Source organism: Maribacter algarum (ex Zhang et al. 2020) (assembly GCF_005885635.1).
GTDB classification, from domain to species: domain Bacteria; phylum Bacteroidota; class Bacteroidia; order Flavobacteriales; family Flavobacteriaceae; genus Maribacter_C; species Maribacter_C algarum.
This window is the reverse complement of the sequence record NZ_VATY01000002.1, coordinates 1,032,683-1,052,675: the sequence shown is the minus strand read 5'-3', so window position 1 is coordinate 1,052,675 and position 19,993 is coordinate 1,032,683. Positions and strand designations below refer to the sequence as shown.

The following is a 19,993-nucleotide window of genomic DNA, read 5'->3' as shown; positions in this document are numbered from 1 at the left end:
TACTTTATGGGGCAAAGCATATTTACCTGTATAGATGGTCATACCTGCGGGAATCCCGTACGTGTAGTCAAAGAAGGTGGTCCCGAATTACAGGGCGCTTCGATGAGCGAAAAAAGACAGCACTTTCTCAAAGAATACGATTGGATTCGAAAAGGACTTATGTTCGAACCCCGCGGGCATGATATGATGAGTGGAAGTATTTTCTATCCACCAGCTAATCCTGAAAATGATTTTGGTATTCTGTTTATAGAAACTAGCGGTTGCTTACCAATGTGCGGGCACGGTACTATTGGTGCTATTACTATAGGAATTGAGGAAGGATTGATTCACCCTAAAACACTGGGCAAAGTCCGTATGGAAACTCCTGCTGGTTTAGTGCATATAGATTATCAGCAATCAGGTAGCAAAGTTGATTGGGTAAAATTGACAAATGTGAAGGCCTATTTGGTAGCTTCTGAACTAACAGTTGATTGTGAAGAATTGGGAGAGTTGATATTTGATGTTTCCTATGGAGGGAATTTCTATGCCATTGTAGATCCTCAAAAAAACTTTCCTGGCATTCAAGATTTTACAGCAAGTAAACTGATTCTGTACAGTCAAGAAATCCGAAAGAAAATAAATTTGAAATATCCAGATAGATTTGTCCATCTGGAGGATGCGACGATTCGTGATGTGAGTCACATACTATGGACTGGTAAGACCATTTCTTCGGAAGCAAGTGCCAGAAATGCTGTTTTTTACGGAGACAAAGCTATCGACCGCTCACCCTGTGGTACAGGAACATCCGCGCGAATGGCACAATGGTATGCGAAAGGAAAATTAAAAGTTGGGGAAGCGTTTGTGCATGAAAGCTTTATTGGGTCTACATTTATTGGTCGAGTAGAGAAGGAGACAACCCTGAATGGAATGACGGCCATTATACCCAGTATTCAAGGCTGGGCAAAAATATATGGACATAATACTATAAGTATTGATGATGATGACCCTTATGCACATGGGTTTCAGGTAATTTGACTTTTGCTGAATATATTTCAGCATCTTTCAAAATTTGTTCGAATTAAAATGGGTAAAAACATAGTAATCATTGGCGGTGGAATAGTCGGATTGAGCTCTGCCTATTTCCTTCAAAAGGAGGGACATCAGGTAACCGTTATTGATAAATCGGATATAACTTCGGGGGCTTCCTTTGTTAATGCAGGATATTTGACTCCTAGCCATATTATTCCCATGGCTTCTCCCGGCAAAATTACTCAGGGACTCAAATGGATGTTTAATTCAGCGAGTCCATTCTATATGAAACCGCGTTGGGATGTGGATTTTTTCAAATGGTCCTGGTATTTTAAAAAGTCATCAACAAAGGCCAAGGTTGAAAAAGCAATTCCGGTTATCAAAGATGTAAACCTTTTAAGTAGGGATTTATTTGAAGGAATTAGAGCCTCCGGAGATTTAGGTGATTTTCAGTTAGAGCGCAAAGGATTGTTGATGATTTATAAAACCCAAGCTTCCTATGAACATGAAATGGAGGTTGCCCGAAAAGCAAGTTTTTTAGGGTTGGAAGTAAATGAACTCAACAAATCACAACTTTCTGAAATCGAACCTAATATCAAAATAGATGCCAAGGGTGCGGTTCATTATGAGTGCGACGGACATACCACTCCGACAGAAATAATGCCCAAAATGCTTCAGTATTTGAAAAATGTCGGAGTTAAAATTCGAACCAATGAAGAAGTTTTGGATTTGTCCTTAAGTAATTCGCAAATCAAGGGTATCAAAACATCCAAAGGAAGCATTTCAGCTGACGAAATTGTTTTAGCAGCGGGTTCTTGGACTGGAATTTTATCCAAAAAGTTGAATATTAAACTCTCTCTACAAGCTGGAAAGGGATATCGTATCAATGTGAAAAGACCTTTAGGTATCAGTATGCCCGCCGTATTGATGGAGTCCAGTATGGCGGTAACCCCTATGAACGGATTTACTCGTTTTGCCGGGACCATGGAGTTTTCAGGGATAAATGATACAATTCGGAAAGAGCGCGTCGAAGCAATAGCTGTGGGCGCTCAAAAATACTATCCAGAACTTGAAATAACCACTGAGGAGAAATCCCAAGCAAAATCTGGTATGCGTCCGGTTACCCCAGATGGGCTTCCGTATATTGGACGTTCTAATAAAATCAAGAACCTGACTTTTGCCACTGGTCATGCAATGATGGGTTGGAGTTTGGGCCCTGCAACGGGTAAATTGGTTTCTGAAATTATCGATAGCAAGAAAACCTCAATGGATATTGATGCTTTCAATCCACAAAGAAAATTCTAGGTTAACAAGAAGAATCCCCAATAATCTTCCATTCCCCATTGATTCTTTTAAACACAATCATAAAAGTACCGTTGGCATTTCCAGCTTCCCGAGTTAGAAAATAACTTCCCATAACCCAATAGGCATCCTCATTGATTTGGGTAATGTTGGCAATTTCAAAATTAAGTGTACCCGTTTCTTTAGTAGTCGGGTAATTCCTTTTATAATTAGCTAATGTCGTTTGCCATCCCTTGCTAATTTTTCCTCTACTGAAATAGGTGAGTTCTTCCGATTGCCAATAACCCGACATAAATCCCTCCAAATCATTTTCAGACCAAGCTTTTTGCTGTTTGTCAAGAATTGAACGTATGACTGCTACATCATCCTTTGCAGTTGGTTTTGTGGTTTTACAAGAGCATACTAAAAGGAGCGCGATAAGTGGAAGGATGGTTTTCATAGGTTTACATTTTATGGTGTTAAGTTAATGAATTTAGATCCTTCATTTCCATTGATTTCTTTAGTATCTTGTTTCGCCAACCATCCTAAGAAATGAAACTATTTAACCGACTAGCTACAATTTTACTTTTCATAGGAGTTCTTCCCCCCTTTCTATCAACAGCTCAGACAACGGATAGCGATGAAAAACCTAACATCTTATTTATCCTATCTGATGACCATACTTCCCAGGCGTGGGGTATTTACGGTGGACCGTTGACCGACTATGTACAAAATAAAAACATTAAACGACTCGTAAAAGAAGGCACCGTTTTAAACAATGCCTTTTGTACGAACAGTATTTGCACGCCTAGTCGCGGAAGTATACTTACAGGTCAGTATAGTCATATTAATCAAGTGTTTACCTTGAGTGAACCTTTGCCAAAGGGGCATCCGAACATTGCGAAGACTTTTGGTGAAAATGGATATCAAACCGCGATTATTGGTAAATGGCACTTGGTTGGGCAACCTGAGGGTTTTGATTATTTCAATGTACTGCCGGGGCAAGGTCGCTATTGGAATCCGATTTTAAAGAGTAAAGAAGGTTGGGGGGATGGCTATGACGCATCCAAAGGAAAAGAGTACAAAGGGTTTTCTACGGATGTCATTACCGACTTAACCATCGAACACCTAAAGCAACGTGATACCTCAAAACCTTTTTTAATGTTCTGTAATTTCAAGGCAACTCATGAACCTTTTGATTATCCTGAACGGTTTAAGGATTTGTATGTTGATATGGAAGTACCAGCTCCAGAATCTCTATTTGACTTTAGTCCAGAGACTACGGGGCGCACTTTTATTGGCCAAAAGCTGGAGAAGCTTGGTAAACGTTGGGACAATGCCACAAAGGATCCTGAGAATTGGTGGACGACCTATCCTGGACTGCCATATCCTCTTGATGGTTTGGATAGTATTCAAAAACGAAAGAAAATCCATCAGAAATTAGTCAAGGATTTTATGCGATGTGGCGCAGCCATCGATGATAATATAGGTAAGCTGTTGGATTATTTAGAGACTGAGGGAATTGCCGACAATACCATTGTAGTATATACAGCGGACCAAGGCTATTTTCTTGGTGAACATGGTTTTTTTGATAAGCGCATGATATATGAAGAATCCCTTCGAATGCCTTTTGTAATTAGATATCCAAAGGAAATTAAGGAAGGAAAACGAATTGATGATATTATACTCAATATTGATTTCCCAGCACTTCTTGTCGATTATGCAGGTATTGAAAGACCTAATTATATGCAGGGAGAAAGTTTTCGTGAAAATTTAAAAGGCAATACGCCCGAAACATGGCGTAAGCAAATGTACTATCGGTATTGGTTACACCACCCAGAACGACCAGCTCATTTTGGAATTCGCAATGATCGATATAAGTTGGCCTTTTTTTACGGACAACCATTAAATAAAAAGGGAACAAATAAAGAGACTACAGAACCAGCTTGGGAATTTTTCGATTTACTGGAAGACCCAAAAGAATTGCACAATGCCATTGCGGAAAGCAAGTATGCGGATATTATTGTAAAAATGAAAATAGAGCTGCTCCGCGAGCGGAAAAATTATAATGACCTAGACAAAGACTCGGAAGTGATGCAAGCAATTCTTGAAAAAGAATTTGAATAATATTTTTAGAAACCAACAGAATGTAATTCAATGAGAATCTACAAAATAAAGGCCGGAGCAGTAATTGAAAACGAAAACCAGTATTTCACTTTGGATGTTGATAATTGGGATGCTTTTCTTAATCGCACCGATTTGTATCGGTCGGTATTGAATGACTTGGTGGGATTGACAGAGGTTGATGATGTGAATTTGAATGCTGTGGAGATTCCTATGGGTACGCAAGAAATTTGGGCATCAGGAGTGACGTATATGCGAAGCAAAGAAGCCCGTATGGAAGAATCGAAAGATGCTGGTGGTGGTACTTTCTATGATAGGGTGTACGATGCTGACCGTCCTGAACTGTTTTTTAAGGCGACCGCCCAAAGAGCGGTACCTCATAATGGTACAGTTCGTATTCGGAAAGATTCAGGTTGGAATGTTCCCGAACCCGAACTAACCCTTTTGGTAAGTTCGGAGGGTACTATTGAAGGCTACACCATCGGCAATGATATGAGTTCTCGCAGCATAGAAGGGGAGAACCCTTTGTACTTGCCACAAGCCAAAACATATGAGGGTTGTGCAGCTTTAGGCCCTTGTATTTATGTTTCTGACAGTCCAATAGATTCCGGAACTATGATTTCTTTGGATATTCTACGCGATGAAAAAACTGTTTTCTCTGGACAAGTATCTATCAGCACCATGAAGCGTAAACATCAAGATTTAGTAGATTATTTGTTTCGGGAATGTAACTTCTCGCAGGGTTGTTTTCTAATGACTGGAACGGGAATTATTCCCCCTGATGAATTTACATTACAGGTGGGGGATGAGACCCGAATTACTATTGAGGGGATTGGGACTTTGGTGAATACGGTTGGATAAAAAATTCCATTTTATTACTATCTTCAACTTTTAAATATAGGTTACCGATGATACGAAAAAGTATACTCCCAATTATTTTGGCAATTCTGTTTCTAGGTTGCGATAGTGATTTTCGACAAGGAAGTTGTGATGAAGGATTTTTTGAACAAGCTGATGGCAATGGCGGTTCTTTTTGCGTGCCAATAACTGAGGAAGGAGTTGATGATGATTCTGATTCTGACCGGACTTAATTTATTTAGTTAAAGAAGGCTATTTGCCTTGGAAACCAATCGCGCCTTCTTTACCTCCATTTTTTTCAACATCCAATCTGGGTAATCAGAGGGGTCTTCTGCTTCATAAACTTGTAAAAACTGGTCTTCTTGAGGCTTCTTTAATTCATCGGGGTGGCAGCCTAAAATTTGTGCTGCGGTGTCTACGCCTGAATGACTTGCCCCAGCAACCCCATGAGAAAGTATACTGGCTCCGCAGAGGTATAAATTTTCGATTTCGCTCTTTGCCTTAAATGCAAATGGACCAATATGTTTTAAACTCTTTTCGGTTCCGTAGACATTCCCTTCTGTGGTGTTGATATAATATTCATTGGTGATTGGTGTACCTAATTCTTGGTGTACAATATGATTGCTTATGCCAGGGACAGCTTTTTCCAAACCTTTCAGCATTTTCTGTGTTAAGTGTTCTTTAAAGGCCAGATATTCCGGAGAACGTTGCGCATCCTCATCTTCGTATTTTTTAAAAGCTTCGTAACCGATAAAAGTAATCACCTCAAGGGTATGGTGTTTTCCATCAAAACTTATCGGGTCTTTTAGAGTTGTACAGCTGATGAACATACCTTCAAATGGTTTGTCAGAAGTTAAGTCGGAACCCATTGCCTTATCGTAGTACTCATCTTGGTCCTTATCAGGCATCATCCAGATATTTCCTGAATCCAAACCTGCGGCCACGACATCCATATCTACCGTCAAAAACAGCATTAGGGACGTACAACTGTAAATCGTCTTTTCTAGTTTCTTTTGCAGTTTTGCGCTGAGATGTTCTTTCCCGATTAAATCATTATAGGTGATGCCCACATCTGCATTCGAAATGATTTGATTGGCAAATAGCTGTTGCCCATTTTCCAATTCTACGCCCACAGCTTTTTTCTGCTCGGTCCCTTCTAGAAGAATACGTCTCACGCCTTTGCTCGTCCAAACCTCTCCCTTGTATTTTTTAATCGCATTGGTCATAGCTTTAATAAGGGCGCCGCCCCCACCAGCGGGATAATATCCCCCATAAAAGTAATGAAACATCAAAGCAGAATGTAGAATGAATGCTGCTTTTCGCGGTTGCACCCCGTGGTCGCCGCATTGAATGTTCAGTATATTTTTAAGTAAGGGGTCTTTAATATGCCAATTAATAACACGACGAAGATTGAACAGTCCATATTTACCAAAATGTCGCGTTTTATAGGGAATAGTAAGTTTCTGCCAAAAGCCCTTGAAATAGGGGAGAGAGTATAGTTCTTCACTCACTTTCCGAATAAGGCCAAGGTACTTTTTGATTCTTTTTTCTTCCTTCGGAAAACGTTCACATAAGCGAGATACCAATAGTTCAGGGTCCGCTGGAAAATCAAAGCGATGTTCCCCTATATGTACATGCTCATATGCATCGGGATTCATCCTGAAAAATGCTAAATCATTGGCGATTCCCAAACCGCGATACAAGTTATTTGTAGCTTCACCTTCTCCACATAGCCCCACATAATGTACTCCGGGTGTAAATCGATGTCCGTTTAAGTAGAAGCTGTGGCACCAACCTCCAGGCACATCATGTTGTTCAAGCACAAGGACTTTTTGCCCCGCTCTTGATAAACATATAGCTGCTGCAAGTCCGCCTGCACCAGAACCTATAATAATCGTGTCGTATGCTGTATCGAGGGTATCTTGGAGCATTCAATTTTCTTTTTCAATTCGAAGATAAAAAGAAAAAGAGTAGCTTTTTTAATTTATTATTGGGTCAAGGCCTTTGCGATGGCCGCCTCAACCAAAGGTTCCATTACCGCATAGCCTTCTTTTGTTGGATGGACCTCATCGGCCGCATATTTTTTTGGAAGTCCACCGCGATCATCAACCATTGCCGAGAAATAATCGAGATATACATGTCCCGTCGCGTCACAATAGGCCTTAATCATTTTATTTAACGAGATAATTTTCGGCGCCGGTTCCAAACCTGGTTTCCACGGATAATCATATGCCGGAAGCGTAGAGGATAACACTACTTTAATACCATTGGCATGGGCTATTTCTGCCATTCCTTTGATATTGTCGATAATCATCTCTAGCGTAGATGGGCCGGTATTACCTGCTATATCATTTGTACCAGCTAGTAGCACAACTACTTTTGGTTTTAGGGTGACTACGTCTTGACGAAAACGTATTAACATTTGAGGCGTGGTCTGACCACTAATTCCTCTGTTAATCCAAGGCTTTCCTTCAAAGAACTCGGGACGGGAATTAATCCAGCCTATGGTAATTGAATTCCCCATAAAAACAACACGGTCTTCGTTTTCAGCTGGATCCTCCAATGTGGCATTTGCTTCTTGAAATTGCGCTAGATTTGGCCAATCTTGATGTTGCTGTGCTTTAGTGGTAGTACATCCTAAGGTCGCTAGTATACCAGTCATAAGAAGAATTTTTATTTTTTTCATGAATAGAGTTTTATTATTATTCCTGCAAAGGAAGGAATCTTTTCTTTTACCGCTTTAAAGTATCAAATTCTTTCTCTTCTTCCAAGTTCAGTGGGAGTTCACTTTTTAATTTCTCCAACGTTGGTCGCTGAAAAAACAAATAGACGATTAAGCAAATTGCTATTATCAAATGCATGGCATTTCCGCTGTAATAATAAGCAAAAAGCGCTAAGAACGCAGGAGCTTCAATAAGCGCATATTTTACGATTGACGCCAATTGATAGCGTTGTAATTTGGTTAATAAGAGCTCCTCTTTGGGAAGCTTACGAATCAGATTTTGATAAACGAACTTGCTTCCGAAATAACCTGCCATTGCGATAATGGGTACGATATAGATAAATACATCATTTGTATCGGTACTAACTGCAAAACTCCCATTTTGGAAGAATGCAAAAGCACCAAAAACGGCCAAGCCTATGCATAATGACCCATGAATGATAGTTAAGATTTTAATGAAAGACTTCGGCTGCATGTCAGTTAATCGGATTCCTAGTTTCTGGATTGCTAAATTATTCTGTTGGCGCGGAATGCAATAACTCCATTCCTGTTGATGATCTTGGCTTGAAACCCGCCCAGTTTTTCTCATTCGAATCGGACTGAACGTCTAAATACTTTTTGAAGTCTTTTTGCTTTAAGTGCGTACCGATAAAAGCGGTTACAAAATGTTGGTTTACATTGTTGATTTTTCGCTGGTCCCAAGTGGAATCAGCGTAGCGATAATATTCATCAATATGCAAGCCGGGCTGAAGTGATTCGGCCGGTGGGGGATTGGGAGCAACATTGTGTCTTGCACCCATATAAGTTAAAAGATATCTATCGGCATTCACTGCACCTTGGTAAATTGCTTTGATTCCTTTCTCATAACCAGAGATGTCATCTTCGCTTCCGGCGATAAACAAGGTTGGTGTTTTTAGTCCTTTTAATCCTTCAGCATCCCAAACGCCTCGTTCCATTCCCCAAGGGGCAAATGCAACCACAGCTTTGATTCGCGGGTCGACCATTTTTTGGTATTCCGGATTACTAGCCGAATGTATGCCTATGGCCTTGCTTCCTCCGGTCATTCCGACTGTAAATCCTGCGAAAGCATCACTGTATCCCGCCCCAGCAACATTAAGTACACCAAATCCCCCCATGGAATATCCTATAATAGCCGTGTTATCCGCATCAATTAGCCCTTTCAGTAAATCCTTGCTTTTACTACTACCAAGTGATTCCATTTGATTCAGTACGAAACGAATATCCAGCGCTCGATTCAATAAGGTGCTTTGAAAAGCATTGGCATCCTTAAAGGTAGAATCGGTATGGTCAATCGCGGCAACTATGTACCCTTTGGAAGCTAAATTCTCTGTAAGGTAAGTCATCAAATATCTAGAGCCCACATAACCATGGGAAACAATAACCAAGGGAAAACCACCTTCTTTTTTAAGTGGAACGGCGTCTCTTACGGCGCGACCCTTAAAAGTAAATGGAACTAAGGGGCGAAGCGTATCTCCACGTGTACCCATTACCTCATTATAGGTAGTCGTCGCCTTAACATTTACGGGTAAGGCAGATGGGTACCAGATTTCTACAGTGAGTGGTCGGTCATACAAGGGGTCATTGCCATCCTTGGAGTTTAGAATATCCACCTGATCCGGATTTAACATGTCATAGGTTCCTACTCCGACCGAATATTCACCACGAGCCGATAATTCCGGAGCATCCGGCAAGGGATCTCCGTATAAAAAATCCTGAGCGTTGGTAGAAATTGAAAAAACAAGTAATGGCAATAAAACTAAAATGTAGTAGCTCTTTTTCATAGGAATATTTTGGATGAACTCTAAATGTAGGGAAAATAGTTAGAAATCCGATGTCAGAAGATTGAAGTGATTTTTTCTAATGACGAATTACGTATGCATATTGACGGAATGATGTAATAGGATAGTATTTCAACCGTTAATTTCAAGACCTTCATAGGCACCCTTTATCATTGCCTCTCCATATTTACGTTCAAGTCTTCGGATTGTAAAATGGGCTTTCGCCATGTTCTGAAAATGATTGATAAAGGCCAAATTGACGGAACCTCCACCTGCAGCTCCAATTACAGGTATTGCCTGGGCAACAAACTTCTCTGAAACCTGAATGCTGAATCGGGAAGCTATAGCTCCAATAAGTTTCATGAGCGTATTGTTACTTCCTTGTAACACTGCCCCCATGCCATGTTTAGACGCATATGAAGTGGCATTTTTTACTGCGGAACTTAGGGCTACCCGTGTAGCGTAGTATCCGGTATCCAAATTGTCATCATGTTTGGACTTACCGCCTAAAGCAAGAACTTGCAAACAAGCCAACTGGGTGTCATATGAACTCAAATCCTCTCCTTCGCTTCGTGCAATATCCATAATGGAGCGCATCATGAATTTAGTAGCTACGGTCAAGTCAACTGCGAAAGCCGTCGCACCAAAGGCGCCTCCAACAATACCCGAAGAAGTTACCAAAGCTTTATAGGTCCTATTTGAAGGAGCAGCTTTTGTTTTTCCTTTTTTCATGGTCTTTAAGTTTGCCTTCACAACCGTATGCAACACTTTATGAGCCAACTGCTGTAACCATTTTTGTTGTTTTTGAGGGAGTTTGTCAATTCCTGTTTCCAATACACCTCCAATACGATTCAGACCTTTCATTGCCCAACCGATTTCTTCCATCTTCTTTTTGGCGGACCTTAGTTCGATTAAATCTTTTTCGGAAAGTGTTGTTATCAGGGAAGTACTCATTTAAGAATTTTAGATTCAGCTTTACATATTGGTAGTTGGTTTTCTTTTTTTGTTACAAACGGGTAAAGTATTTAAGGTGATATTTCATTCGGAATGCTAAAACGCAAAGAGCGCAAGGTTTTAAGCAAGGTTAACAAAGAAATTGAGGTGGCTTTGCGTCCTTTGCGCTTTCTTAGCGAACCTTGCGTTTAAACTTTTTATTCTAAGGACTCCCTTTTGATTGGAGGTTGCCCATTGACTTTCAATTCAAAAATATCATTTCGCGCATAATGTCCGATAACATCAAAGTCCAGTTTACTTTTGGCTACATCTTCCAAGTCTAGTTCTGTGACTAAAACCCCTGGTTTATTAAACAACGGACCAGCAATTACTTTTCCCAATGGCGAAACAATAATACTTCCACCAGGGCAAATAGTGTCAGGTTCATCTTTTACGCTATGACTGTATTTCTCCGGATACATTGATTTGGTGTAATACTGATTACATCCTAAAACAAAACAGCGACCTTCTAGTGCGATGTGTTTCATGGTAGCTGTCCATTCTTCTCGGGAATCAGCAGTGGGAGCAATATAGATTTCCACTCCTTTTTGATACATGCTCATACGTGCCATGGGCATATAGTTTTCCCAGCATATGAGTCCACCAAGTTTACCAATTGTCGTTTGAAAACTAACTAGTGATTCTCCTGAAGCCTCAGCCCAAATAAGACGCTCTGTACCTGTAGGTTTTATTTTGCGGTGTACGCCTAGTAGTCCTTGCGTAGGGGAGATGTAGAGCATGGAGCAGTAAAGACTCCCATTGGTATTTTGCTTTTCCGTGACCCCGACGACCAAATAAATGTTTTGTTCTTTGGAAAGCTTTTCCAAACGAGTTCGGTCATCACTTTCGAGGTCAATGCTATTGGCCGTATAATCGGCGTAAAGCTCCCTACCTGAATCAGACCGACTTCCAATTTTTGCCCCAAAGTCAAACCCTCTAGGATAACCCGGAATAAAAGACTCTGGAAAAACTAATAAATCACAGCCTTCATTAGCATATGTCTTCACTAAGGATTCTAGCTTTTGTAAAGTCTTCTCCTTATCAAAGAAAACTGGACTCTCTTGAACTACGGCAACCTTGACTTTCATAGCTCTAAGATAACTTTTTAGGAGCTAACCACTAGAAAGGCAAAATAGGCAAACAATCCCAACAGAATAATAGCTAAACTACCATATATTACTATTTCAATCAGCGCTCGTTTTTTGGCCTGTTTTCTTATTTTTAACTTAATAGTCTTCAAGTCTTCTTTAGAAACTTCTTTAAACTCCAATTCAGTTTTACCTGAGGTTTCGATAAAGAGATTTTTTGTTTCTTTGAATTTTTTGCGCTTCAATAGAGACCGATTATTCTTAATTACATTGATTGCATCCTGTCCGTAACCCATATTTATTATAAATATAACAACCAATAAAAGAAGCTCAAAGTAACAATGGTACACCCAATGTAAATTCCGATTTCAACTTTCGCAGCTCGTTTTGCTTTTGTCCGAATTTCCATTTTAATGCGGAACAACTCTTCTGCTGATACTTGCTTGAATTCCAACTCGGTTTTACCTGATGTCTCGTAAAGCAAGGTTTTTAAATCTTTGAGTTTTCTTTTTTTAAGAAGAGCCCTATTCTCCTTTAAACTCGTAATTGCGGCTGCTATGGTTCCTGCTGAGCTCATATTCTAAATATAAAATATCCAATACAGTCCGTAGAGTACCACCATCGTACACAAAAGATGTATGCCAGCGTCTTTCCAAGCATCTTCTTTCGCTTTTCTTCGAATATCAACTTTGATTTGGGCCAATTTTTCAGGAGATATCTCTTTAAACTCCAACTCGGTCTTATCCGTAGAGTCTAAATACATGTCTTTTACCTCTTTAAAGGTGCTTCGTTTTCTTAGTAAAGCTCTGTTGGCTTTTACTACTAACATCGGTTGTCCTGCGTATCCCATAACTTCATCTTTTAATTATGGGTAATAAAAAATAAACTTTTGTTACAAAAAGGTCAACATACCAGTTATATCGAACAACCAAAAACTTTGAAATGGTATTAGAACCAATTCAAGATTACAAAGAAAAGAATCAACCCCAAAAACCTTACAGCATTGGAAAGTAAATTTTGCTTTACATAGGATTCAGGGAAATTGGCTTCTTTTAATTTCTTGTACGTTCTGTACGCATTTCCCAATAAAAAAGTCGTAATAAAAACCATGAAAACTAAACTGGCTGAACCTTGGTCTACCCATTTAAACTTAATGTTTGAAAAAAATAGGCCTAAGATTAGTATCAAAATTATGAAGCTATATATACCACTTCTTGAAAAAAGGGTAACCAATCGGGCCTTCTGGTCATCATTCAATTTTTCAGAAGCTTTTTGATTAATTCTACGACCTATAAAAGAACTTGCCAAAATTACGAGAATGGCAATCATGAAATTATCCATGAATGATTTGATTTAAGATTAAAATTAAGGCTTAATATTTAGCACTCTTCCCATTGCTCATAGTCCGTTTTATAAAATCACGAATATCATTATTTGCATTCTGAAGATCTTCCCTTCGCAAATACATCATATGCCCTGAACGATAGCCCTTAAAATCAAAACGTTCTTTCATCTTTCCGCTCGGGTCTGTTTGCCACATGGTGTATTTTGCCTGAAAGTAGGTTGTTGCACCATCATAATAACCGGATTGCACGAGAACATTTAAATAGGGGTTTTGTGCCATTGCCTGGCGCAGATTATCACGTGTATTATCATCATCATTATTCCATGGACGAACAGGGCCGAACATATTGTATTTGATATCAGTCTTAAACTTGAGTTCTTCCTGTAAATAATAATTGATAGCAGGGGTAAAACTATGTAGCCAAGAGGTTAATTCTGCACTGTAGTCCGGTTGAATACCTGCCAATTGTCTATCAATGCCTAAATACCTGGAATCAAGCCTTCCGATAGTATTGCCGCGCTCTTTCAGCAGGTTTTTCCAGAAATACTGGACTGGAACGACCAAATTTTGATCCAGAATTTCCTCTTTGGATAGTCCGGAATAATAAGCCATTTTTTCTGCTACGGCATTCTTTTCAGTTTTCCCTATAAATCCTCCCTTCGCCAAAGCCGGAATCAAGGTATTTACAGCATAATTCTCAGATTCTGGGAGAATCTCCAATAAATCCTTGTTCTGCAATTCAGATGGCAATGCTTTGTGATGCCAAGCTGCTGCAGTATAATAAGGTAAACTTATAGCGTTTTCAACAGCACCTCCAGTATTGTATAATTTGTAATCCGCAGGAGAAACCATGATAACGCCGTTGAGATACATCCATTGTTGATTTTGTAAGGCTAGGGAGAGTCCCATAACACGGGTACCTCCGTAACTTTCGCCAACAATGTATTTGGGTGAACGCCAACGATTATTTCTGGTAACAAAGGTGTTTAACCATTCGGCTAGATATTTAATATCCGCATTTATACCGAAGAATTTTTCGCGATCTACTTCTTTTCCTGATTCAGGAATCGTACGGCTATATCCTGTATTCGCAGGATTTACGTAAACGATATCCGTCACATCTAAAACGGAATATGGATTTTGCTTCACGCCGTAAGGTTGTACCGGATATCCCTCATCGTCAATTTTCAGTATGCGTGGTCCGGCTTAGGCTAGGTGCATCCATACTGACCCTGAACCTGGTCCACCATTGAACGAAATCAAAAGCGGTCGAGAGGCACGGTCTTTCACATTGTTTCTGGTATAATAGGTATAATGCAATGCTGCAACAGGTTTTCCCATTTCATCCCAAACTGGTTGTGTGCCAGTTTTGGCGGTATAGTTGATGGCTGTGCCATTAATGGTGACACTATGCTGTGTAGTCACGACTGTGTCGACAGGAAGTTTCCTTTCTTGGGAAATTGTAAATTGAAAAGTGAGAATGGAGATACCTAAAAAGAGCGTGAATTTTTTCATGTTTTTATTGGAATTAGTCTGGATAAATGTAGACAAAAGGAAGTTTGAACGCAACTTGATATGCAGGGTATAATGGAAACTAGATATATGCTATTCATCCTTACTTAAAATAATGTTTTAAAATGCCGATTTTTCGTAGTTTTAAAAGGAATTCTAAAGAATACCAATTATGTCAACTATCAGCAGAAGGACTTTCAATAAAAAACTAACCCAGGGAATGGCGGCAACTACACTGTTGGCAGGTATGCCTCTGGCTTGTGGAATGGGAGCTGGGCAACAGGAAAAGAAACTAGGGATAGCCTTAGTTGGTTTGGGGAGTTATAGTGCCGGACAATTAGCACCTGGCCTCGTGAATACTGAACACTGTTATTTGGCAGGTATCGTTACGGGTACTCCGGCCAAGGAAAAGCAATGGATGTCCCAATATAACATTCCGAAAGCGAATGTATATAACTACGAGAATTTTGATGAAATAGCAAAGAATGATGCCATTGATATTGTCTATGTTGTACTGCCGAATAGTATGCATGCAGAATTTTGTATTCGTTCGGCCAAGGCAGGGAAGCATGTAATCTGCGAGAAACCTATGGCCGTAAGTGTCTTAGAGTGCGATGCTATTATTGAGGCTTGTAATACTGCCGGTGTTAAATTAAGTGTGGGTTATCGTATGCAATCTGACCCTTATACAAATGAAATCAAACGATTGGTACGCAAAAAAACCTTCGGCGATGTGCATTACGTTTCTTCTGATGCTGCATATGTTTCAAGAGGGAATCCTGATCAGTGGCGCTTGAACAAATCACTTTCCGGTGGTGGGGCACTTTTGAATATGGGAGTCTATTCCATTCAAAGCAATATCTACGGAACAGGAATGAACCCAATTTCGGTCGCTGCTCAAGAATTCAGTACCATGCCTGAGTATTTCAAGGATACCGATGAGACCATTACGGCCCAAATGCAATTTCCGAATGGGGTAGTGGGTAATCTATTTACGAGCCATAACGCCAATGCAAATCGTTTGTTTGTGAGTTTTCGAAAGGGATGGGCAGAATTAAATCCTTGTCACAATTATGGGCCTTTGGCTGGAAGAACATCTGAAGGTAAGGAAATCAAATTCCCGCATAAAAGCCAACAAATGCTCCAGATGGATGATTTTGCAAAACATATCAAAACCGGAAGCACCAATGTAGCTCCTGGAGAAATGGGCAAGCGGGATATGATTATTTGTGAGGCTATTTATCAATCCATCCGTGAAGGAGGTAAAACTGTTCCTCTGGATTTAGGTACTATGGGGATTGTTAAGTCTTAGGTAGTTTTGCCTAATTATTCCTATGCTATAGGCATAAAACTACCCATCCACTGCATCTTATGTTAAGTCTACAATTTCTTAACACGGATTCTTATTTTAGAAAAAGACCACATTGTCTATTAAAAATATATACATCCATCTCTGTTTTAGTTGGTTAGCTTTTTGAGTTTGCTTTAGCCTTTTAAATAAACGTTTTCTTACCGTAATCTAAAGCCCACCAGAATTTTAATTTTTTGTTACCCCCTTAACCTAAAATTCAATAGAATTTAAAAAAAGGAATACATCTAGGTAATACCACTCGAACATTCGGTCTCTAGTTTTGTTAAAGAAATTTTAAAACCTAAAAACAGTTAACAAAATGAGAACACTTGAAAAATGGCTAGTATGTGCTGGGGTTGTTGCAACAGCATTTTCTTGCGACCGAATTGATGATTTTATTGGTGATGGTGGTGGTAATGGTAGCGATGAACCAAAAAAAGAAATGGAACCTCTGACGAGCTCGGTAGTTCCTGACGGGGTATTTACCTTGAAAGGGGAATTCGCTGGAAGTGCGGATCTGTCTATGGTACTAACATCAGCTGACATTCTACCCTCAGATTCCACTTTCGTTTACGGGTCATTTATGGATGGAGCTGCACTTTATCCCAATGGAGACGACACGTATGCTTTCATTAATAATCTTGAATCTGACTATTCTATTGCGCGAATTCAAATGAATTCTAAATTACAACCGTTAGAAGGTGATTATATAGTGAATTCCACCGCAACTGCATTTACCGCACAGTGTTCTGGCTCTTCTGTGACCGTTGAAGAACACGGTTTCGGACCTTTATATCTCTCTGGCGGCGAATGGGGAGGCAATGCCAAAGGTGTTTACAAAGTAAATCCATTCCGCCCAACGGAAGATAGGATTGAAGCTGAAAGACTACCGGCACTTGGCGAGTGGTCAACAGAGAATGCCGTAGTTATAGGTAAAGATGCATTCCCAGGACGAACTGTGGTTTTTATGGGTGATGACGATAGCAACAATAAATATCCGGAATCACATTTTGCCATGTACGTCGGTTCACGTGGTGATTTGAATGGTGGAAGTCTTTATGTATTAAGAGGCAAGAACCCAGTTGAGACTGGTATTGGTGAAGGCGGACAACTTTTTGAAATGGGAATGGCTGAAGGAACTAGCTACGATGTAGAATGGGTTGAAGTTTCAGAAAGAACAATTTCCGAGTTGAATCAGGAAGGTATTGACTCATTGGCCATTGGTTTCCAAAGAATTGAGGATATCGATTGGAGAAGAGGCTCGGCGGAAGCTAATAGGGAGGTTTATTTCAATGCAACGGGTAGATATCGTTCTGATAATCCCGACTTAGCTAGTAGAGGCACTACATTTGGTCGTGTTTACAAATTAATTTTGAATCCTGATGAACCAATAGGAGATGCTAAAATAGAGGTTGTTATGGACGGTGATTTGAAAGGTGGTAAAGCGGATGGAATGCACTCACCTGATAACATTTTGGTCACAGAGAACTACGCTTACATTCAAGAAGATCCGAATGGGTACGCCGACCTGAATCCTAAAATTTCCGGTTTTGCAAAAATGTGGCAGTACAATTTGAATACTGGAGAGGTTAAAGAGGTTATGGAGTGTAATCAGCAAGGTGCTGCAGCACTTGGCTACGGGGTTACTGACAGAAATTGGGAAATCACCGGTGTCATTGATGTAACTGACATCATTGGAGCTTCTGAACCTACTTTTCTTGGTGGTGCCCAAGTTCATGGGTGGAACTTTAGTACGACCCCTGAAACCGCCGTAAGGGCAGACGGATTAAAATTTGTAGATCCCACTGCAATTTCTGAGGACCAGGCCCGATTAGAAGGTTCATTCTTGTTCAAGATTACAGGTCTTCCAAGATAATAGTCTGTTTATATAAATTTTAAACCAATAGAGGGTTCTCTAGCTTCGGGGAACCTTTTATTGGCTATTTAATACTTCTTTGAAATGAATTTAAAGAATACATTTAACTTAATTCTAGTTCTTCTTATCCTATTGTCCTGCAAGAAAGAAGAAAAGAAACTAGCGCTTTCCACCACTACAAATGCAGCATCGGTATTCAACAGCTCCATCAGAAATCACTATTTCAAAACTTTAGATAGTGCGGCATACTACATTCAAAAAGTGGATACCATAAACGTACTGGACGAAAACAAAATCAATTTTTTACGGAGTCGTAAATGGTATAAAAAAGCCGAGCCTATGCTTATGGCCTATGATTATGAAAATTATTTATCTATGAACGCGCCCAACCTATTGAAGGTTGAAATAGATGATTACCAAGATATCAAGGTACTCAAACCAAAAAGTTATCAAGTTCTTGAAGAGTTGTTATATGCTGAAGAAGGTTTTGAAAATAAGGAGATGCATTTTGTTGCCGAATACTTAAAGGTACGAATTCCGTACATACGAAAGAATCATATCCTCATACAACAACGTGATAGACATCATTTAAAAATGATACGTGATGCGATAGTCAATATTGCAACCAAAGGAATCACCGGTTTTGACTCACCAATGCTAGCCAACTCATTACAGGAGGCCATCTACAATTATGAAACCATCCGTGAAATCCTTAGTATTTACGAACCCGGTTTTACCTCTAAAGCTTTATACCTGTCATGGCTTGCAGAAATAGAAGCTACCACAGCTAATTTGAAAGACGGTGACTTTGACAATTTTGACCGCTTTTCCTTTATAAAAAACCATACCAACAGACAACTTGATTTGATTAATAAAACGGCGGAAGATTGGGGCGTAATACTGAATACTTCAAGAGCCTTGAACCCGACTTCTAACAATCTGTTTGATAAAGACTTCTTCAATATGAAGCTTTTTTCGGCTCCCCACTCGCCCGAGATTACGGATGAAAGAGTTGAACTTGGTCAAACCTTATTTAATGACAAATCGCTTTCAAGTAGCGGTACAATTAGCTGTGCAACTTGTCATCACAAAGAAAAAGTCTTTACTGACGGACTCAAAAAAGCAAGGGGAATCAACAATGAAGAGCTTCAGCGTAATACACCTACTTTGGCCTATGCGGTTTATCAAAAATCGATGTTTTATGATGGTCGTGCTACTGGGCTTGAAGACCAAATTGTAAATGTAGTCAATGATGAAAACGAATTCCATCTTGACTTGAATACTATGGAAGAGCGAATTAAGTCAAATGCTGATTATGTGAAGCAATTCGATTCCTTGTACGAAGGAAAAATCTCAAATCTCAATGCGCGTCATGCCATTGCCACTTATATCAGAAGTCTTGCTCCTTTTGACTCAAAGTTTGATAGGAATATGAAAGGTCTTGAAGAAACACTAACGGAAAAAGAGGTGTTAGGCTTTAATCTCTTTATGGGAAAAGCTGCCTGCGCTACATGTCATTTTCCTCCAACATTCAATGGTACGGTACCCCCAAAATACATGGAAACTGAATTTGAAAACTTGGGTGTTCCTAAGAATGCCAGTTTTGAACACCCGATATTGGATCAGGATCCTGGCCAATACGATCCTTACGAAGTTGAGGAAAAACGAAATTTTTTCAAAACTTCCACCGTCCGAAACATAGAGCTTACCTCACCCTATATGCACAACGGGGTCTATGAAACATTAGATGAAGTGATAACCTTTTATAATGTTGGAGGAGGACAAGGCATGGGATTAGATGTACCGTATCAAACGCTACCATCGGACTCCCTCCACTTGAGCGAAAGGGAATCCAAAGCCTTGATTGCCTTTATGAAAACACTTACAGATAAAGAGTTCTCTCCCAAACAAGAGCATACTTCTCTGATGGTAAATGTTGATAAATAAGAGATTGTTTTAGTCATGTCTTTCTTTAGGTGTGGTATTAAAAAATAAATGAATTACTAGCGACAAGCAACGAGAATGCGAATATTTAA

The 19,993-nt window shown here is 39.8% G+C and carries 19 protein-coding genes and 1 pseudogene; 8 read left to right on the top strand and 12 right to left on the bottom strand.

The features are described 5' to 3' along the window. Positions 1–6 precede the first annotated feature (6 nt). The gene (locus FEE95_RS13585; protein WP_138658526.1) at positions 7–1,014 is read left to right on the top strand and encodes a 4-hydroxyproline epimerase; all 1,008 of its coding nucleotides are present in this window, start codon (positions 7–9) and stop codon (positions 1,012–1,014) included. Between the two features lie 48 nt (positions 1,015–1,062). After that, the gene (locus tag FEE95_RS13580) at positions 1,063–2,313 is read left to right on the top strand and encodes an NAD(P)/FAD-dependent oxidoreductase (protein WP_138658525.1); all 1,251 of its coding nucleotides are present in this window, start codon (positions 1,063–1,065) and stop codon (positions 2,311–2,313) included. A 1-nt stretch (position 2,314) separates the two neighbouring features. Here the strand turns inward: FEE95_RS13580 and FEE95_RS13575 are convergent, their stop codons facing one another. After that, positions 2,315–2,749: a YybH family protein gene (locus FEE95_RS13575; RefSeq protein ID WP_138658524.1), complete on the bottom strand. Its 435-nt coding sequence runs from the start codon at positions 2,747–2,749 to the stop codon at positions 2,315–2,317. 92 nt (positions 2,750–2,841) lie between these two features. Here FEE95_RS13575 and FEE95_RS13570 point away from each other — a divergent pair, with 92 nt between their 5' ends. The 3 genes from FEE95_RS13570 to FEE95_RS13560 are packed head-to-tail and all read left to right on the top strand — an operon-like array spanning position 2,842 to position 5,504. Then, complete coding sequence (locus FEE95_RS13570) at positions 2,842–4,416, top strand: sulfatase family protein (RefSeq protein ID WP_138658523.1); 1,575 nt, start codon at positions 2,842–2,844, stop codon at positions 4,414–4,416. A gap of 30 nt (positions 4,417–4,446) precedes the next feature. Beyond that, a complete protein-coding gene (locus tag FEE95_RS13565) occupies positions 4,447–5,274 on the top strand; it encodes a fumarylacetoacetate hydrolase family protein (RefSeq protein ID WP_138658522.1) in 828 nt (275 codons plus the stop codon). A gap of 47 nt (positions 5,275–5,321) precedes the next feature. Continuing rightward, positions 5,322–5,504, top strand: a complete 183-nt coding sequence (locus tag FEE95_RS13560; protein WP_138658521.1) for a hypothetical protein — start codon at positions 5,322–5,324, stop codon at positions 5,502–5,504. Positions 5,505–5,513: 9 nt separating this feature from the next. On the opposite strand, the gene FEE95_RS13555 is transcribed toward FEE95_RS13560, so the two are convergent. From FEE95_RS13555 to FEE95_RS13505, 11 genes and pseudogenes are all read right to left on the bottom strand, one after another. Then, complete coding sequence (locus FEE95_RS13555) at positions 5,514–7,202, bottom strand: phytoene desaturase family protein (RefSeq protein WP_138658520.1); 1,689 nt, start codon at positions 7,200–7,202, stop codon at positions 5,514–5,516. Between the two features lie 56 nt (positions 7,203–7,258). Next, positions 7,259–7,957: an SGNH/GDSL hydrolase family protein gene (locus FEE95_RS13550; protein WP_138658519.1), complete on the bottom strand. Its 699-nt coding sequence runs from the start codon at positions 7,955–7,957 to the stop codon at positions 7,259–7,261. Positions 7,958–8,003: 46 nt separating this feature from the next. Beyond that, positions 8,004–8,468, bottom strand: a complete 465-nt coding sequence (locus tag FEE95_RS13545) for a hypothetical protein (protein ID WP_138658518.1) — start codon at positions 8,466–8,468, stop codon at positions 8,004–8,006. A gap of 37 nt (positions 8,469–8,505) precedes the next feature. Then, positions 8,506–9,795: an alpha/beta hydrolase family protein gene (locus tag FEE95_RS13540; RefSeq protein ID WP_138658517.1), complete on the bottom strand. Its 1,290-nt coding sequence runs from the start codon at positions 9,793–9,795 to the stop codon at positions 8,506–8,508. A gap of 129 nt (positions 9,796–9,924) precedes the next feature. Next, positions 9,925–10,746, bottom strand: a complete 822-nt coding sequence (locus FEE95_RS13535) for an EcsC family protein (protein WP_138658516.1) — start codon at positions 10,744–10,746, stop codon at positions 9,925–9,927. 197 nt (positions 10,747–10,943) lie between these two features. Then, positions 10,944–11,873, bottom strand: coding sequence for a carbon-nitrogen hydrolase family protein (locus FEE95_RS13530; RefSeq protein ID WP_138658515.1), 930 nt, complete (start codon positions 11,871–11,873; stop codon positions 10,944–10,946). Positions 11,874–11,890: 17 nt separating this feature from the next. Further along, positions 11,891–12,169, bottom strand: coding sequence for a hypothetical protein (locus FEE95_RS13525; RefSeq protein WP_138658514.1), 279 nt, complete (start codon positions 12,167–12,169; stop codon positions 11,891–11,893). Positions 12,170–12,174: 5 nt separating this feature from the next. After that, complete coding sequence (locus FEE95_RS13520) at positions 12,175–12,450, bottom strand: hypothetical protein (RefSeq protein ID WP_138658513.1); 276 nt, start codon at positions 12,448–12,450, stop codon at positions 12,175–12,177. 3 nt (positions 12,451–12,453) lie between these two features. After that, positions 12,454–12,723: a hypothetical protein gene (locus FEE95_RS13515; RefSeq protein ID WP_138658512.1), complete on the bottom strand. Its 270-nt coding sequence runs from the start codon at positions 12,721–12,723 to the stop codon at positions 12,454–12,456. Positions 12,724–12,821: 98 nt separating this feature from the next. Further along, positions 12,822–13,214 carry a hypothetical protein gene (locus FEE95_RS13510; protein WP_138658511.1) on the bottom strand — a complete coding sequence of 131 codons (393 nt, stop codon included), beginning with the start codon at positions 13,212–13,214 and terminating at the stop codon, positions 12,822–12,824. 31 nt (positions 13,215–13,245) lie between these two features. Beyond that, positions 13,246–14,733, bottom strand: a pseudogene (locus FEE95_RS13505) (S10 family peptidase). A gap of 169 nt (positions 14,734–14,902) precedes the next feature. Here FEE95_RS13505 and FEE95_RS13500 point away from each other — a divergent pair. The 3 genes from FEE95_RS13500 (at position 14,903) to FEE95_RS13490 (ending at position 19,904) form a co-directional block, all read left to right on the top strand. Continuing rightward, positions 14,903–16,042, top strand: coding sequence for a Gfo/Idh/MocA family protein (locus FEE95_RS13500; protein ID WP_138658510.1), 1,140 nt, complete (start codon positions 14,903–14,905; stop codon positions 16,040–16,042). A gap of 358 nt (positions 16,043–16,400) precedes the next feature. After that, positions 16,401–17,957: a PhoX family protein gene (locus FEE95_RS13495; protein ID WP_138658509.1), complete on the top strand. Its 1,557-nt coding sequence runs from the start codon at positions 16,401–16,403 to the stop codon at positions 17,955–17,957. Positions 17,958–18,041: 84 nt separating this feature from the next. Further along, positions 18,042–19,904 carry a cytochrome-c peroxidase gene (locus tag FEE95_RS13490; protein WP_138658508.1) on the top strand — a complete coding sequence of 621 codons (1,863 nt, stop codon included), beginning with the start codon at positions 18,042–18,044 and terminating at the stop codon, positions 19,902–19,904. Positions 19,905–19,993 lie beyond the last annotated feature (89 nt).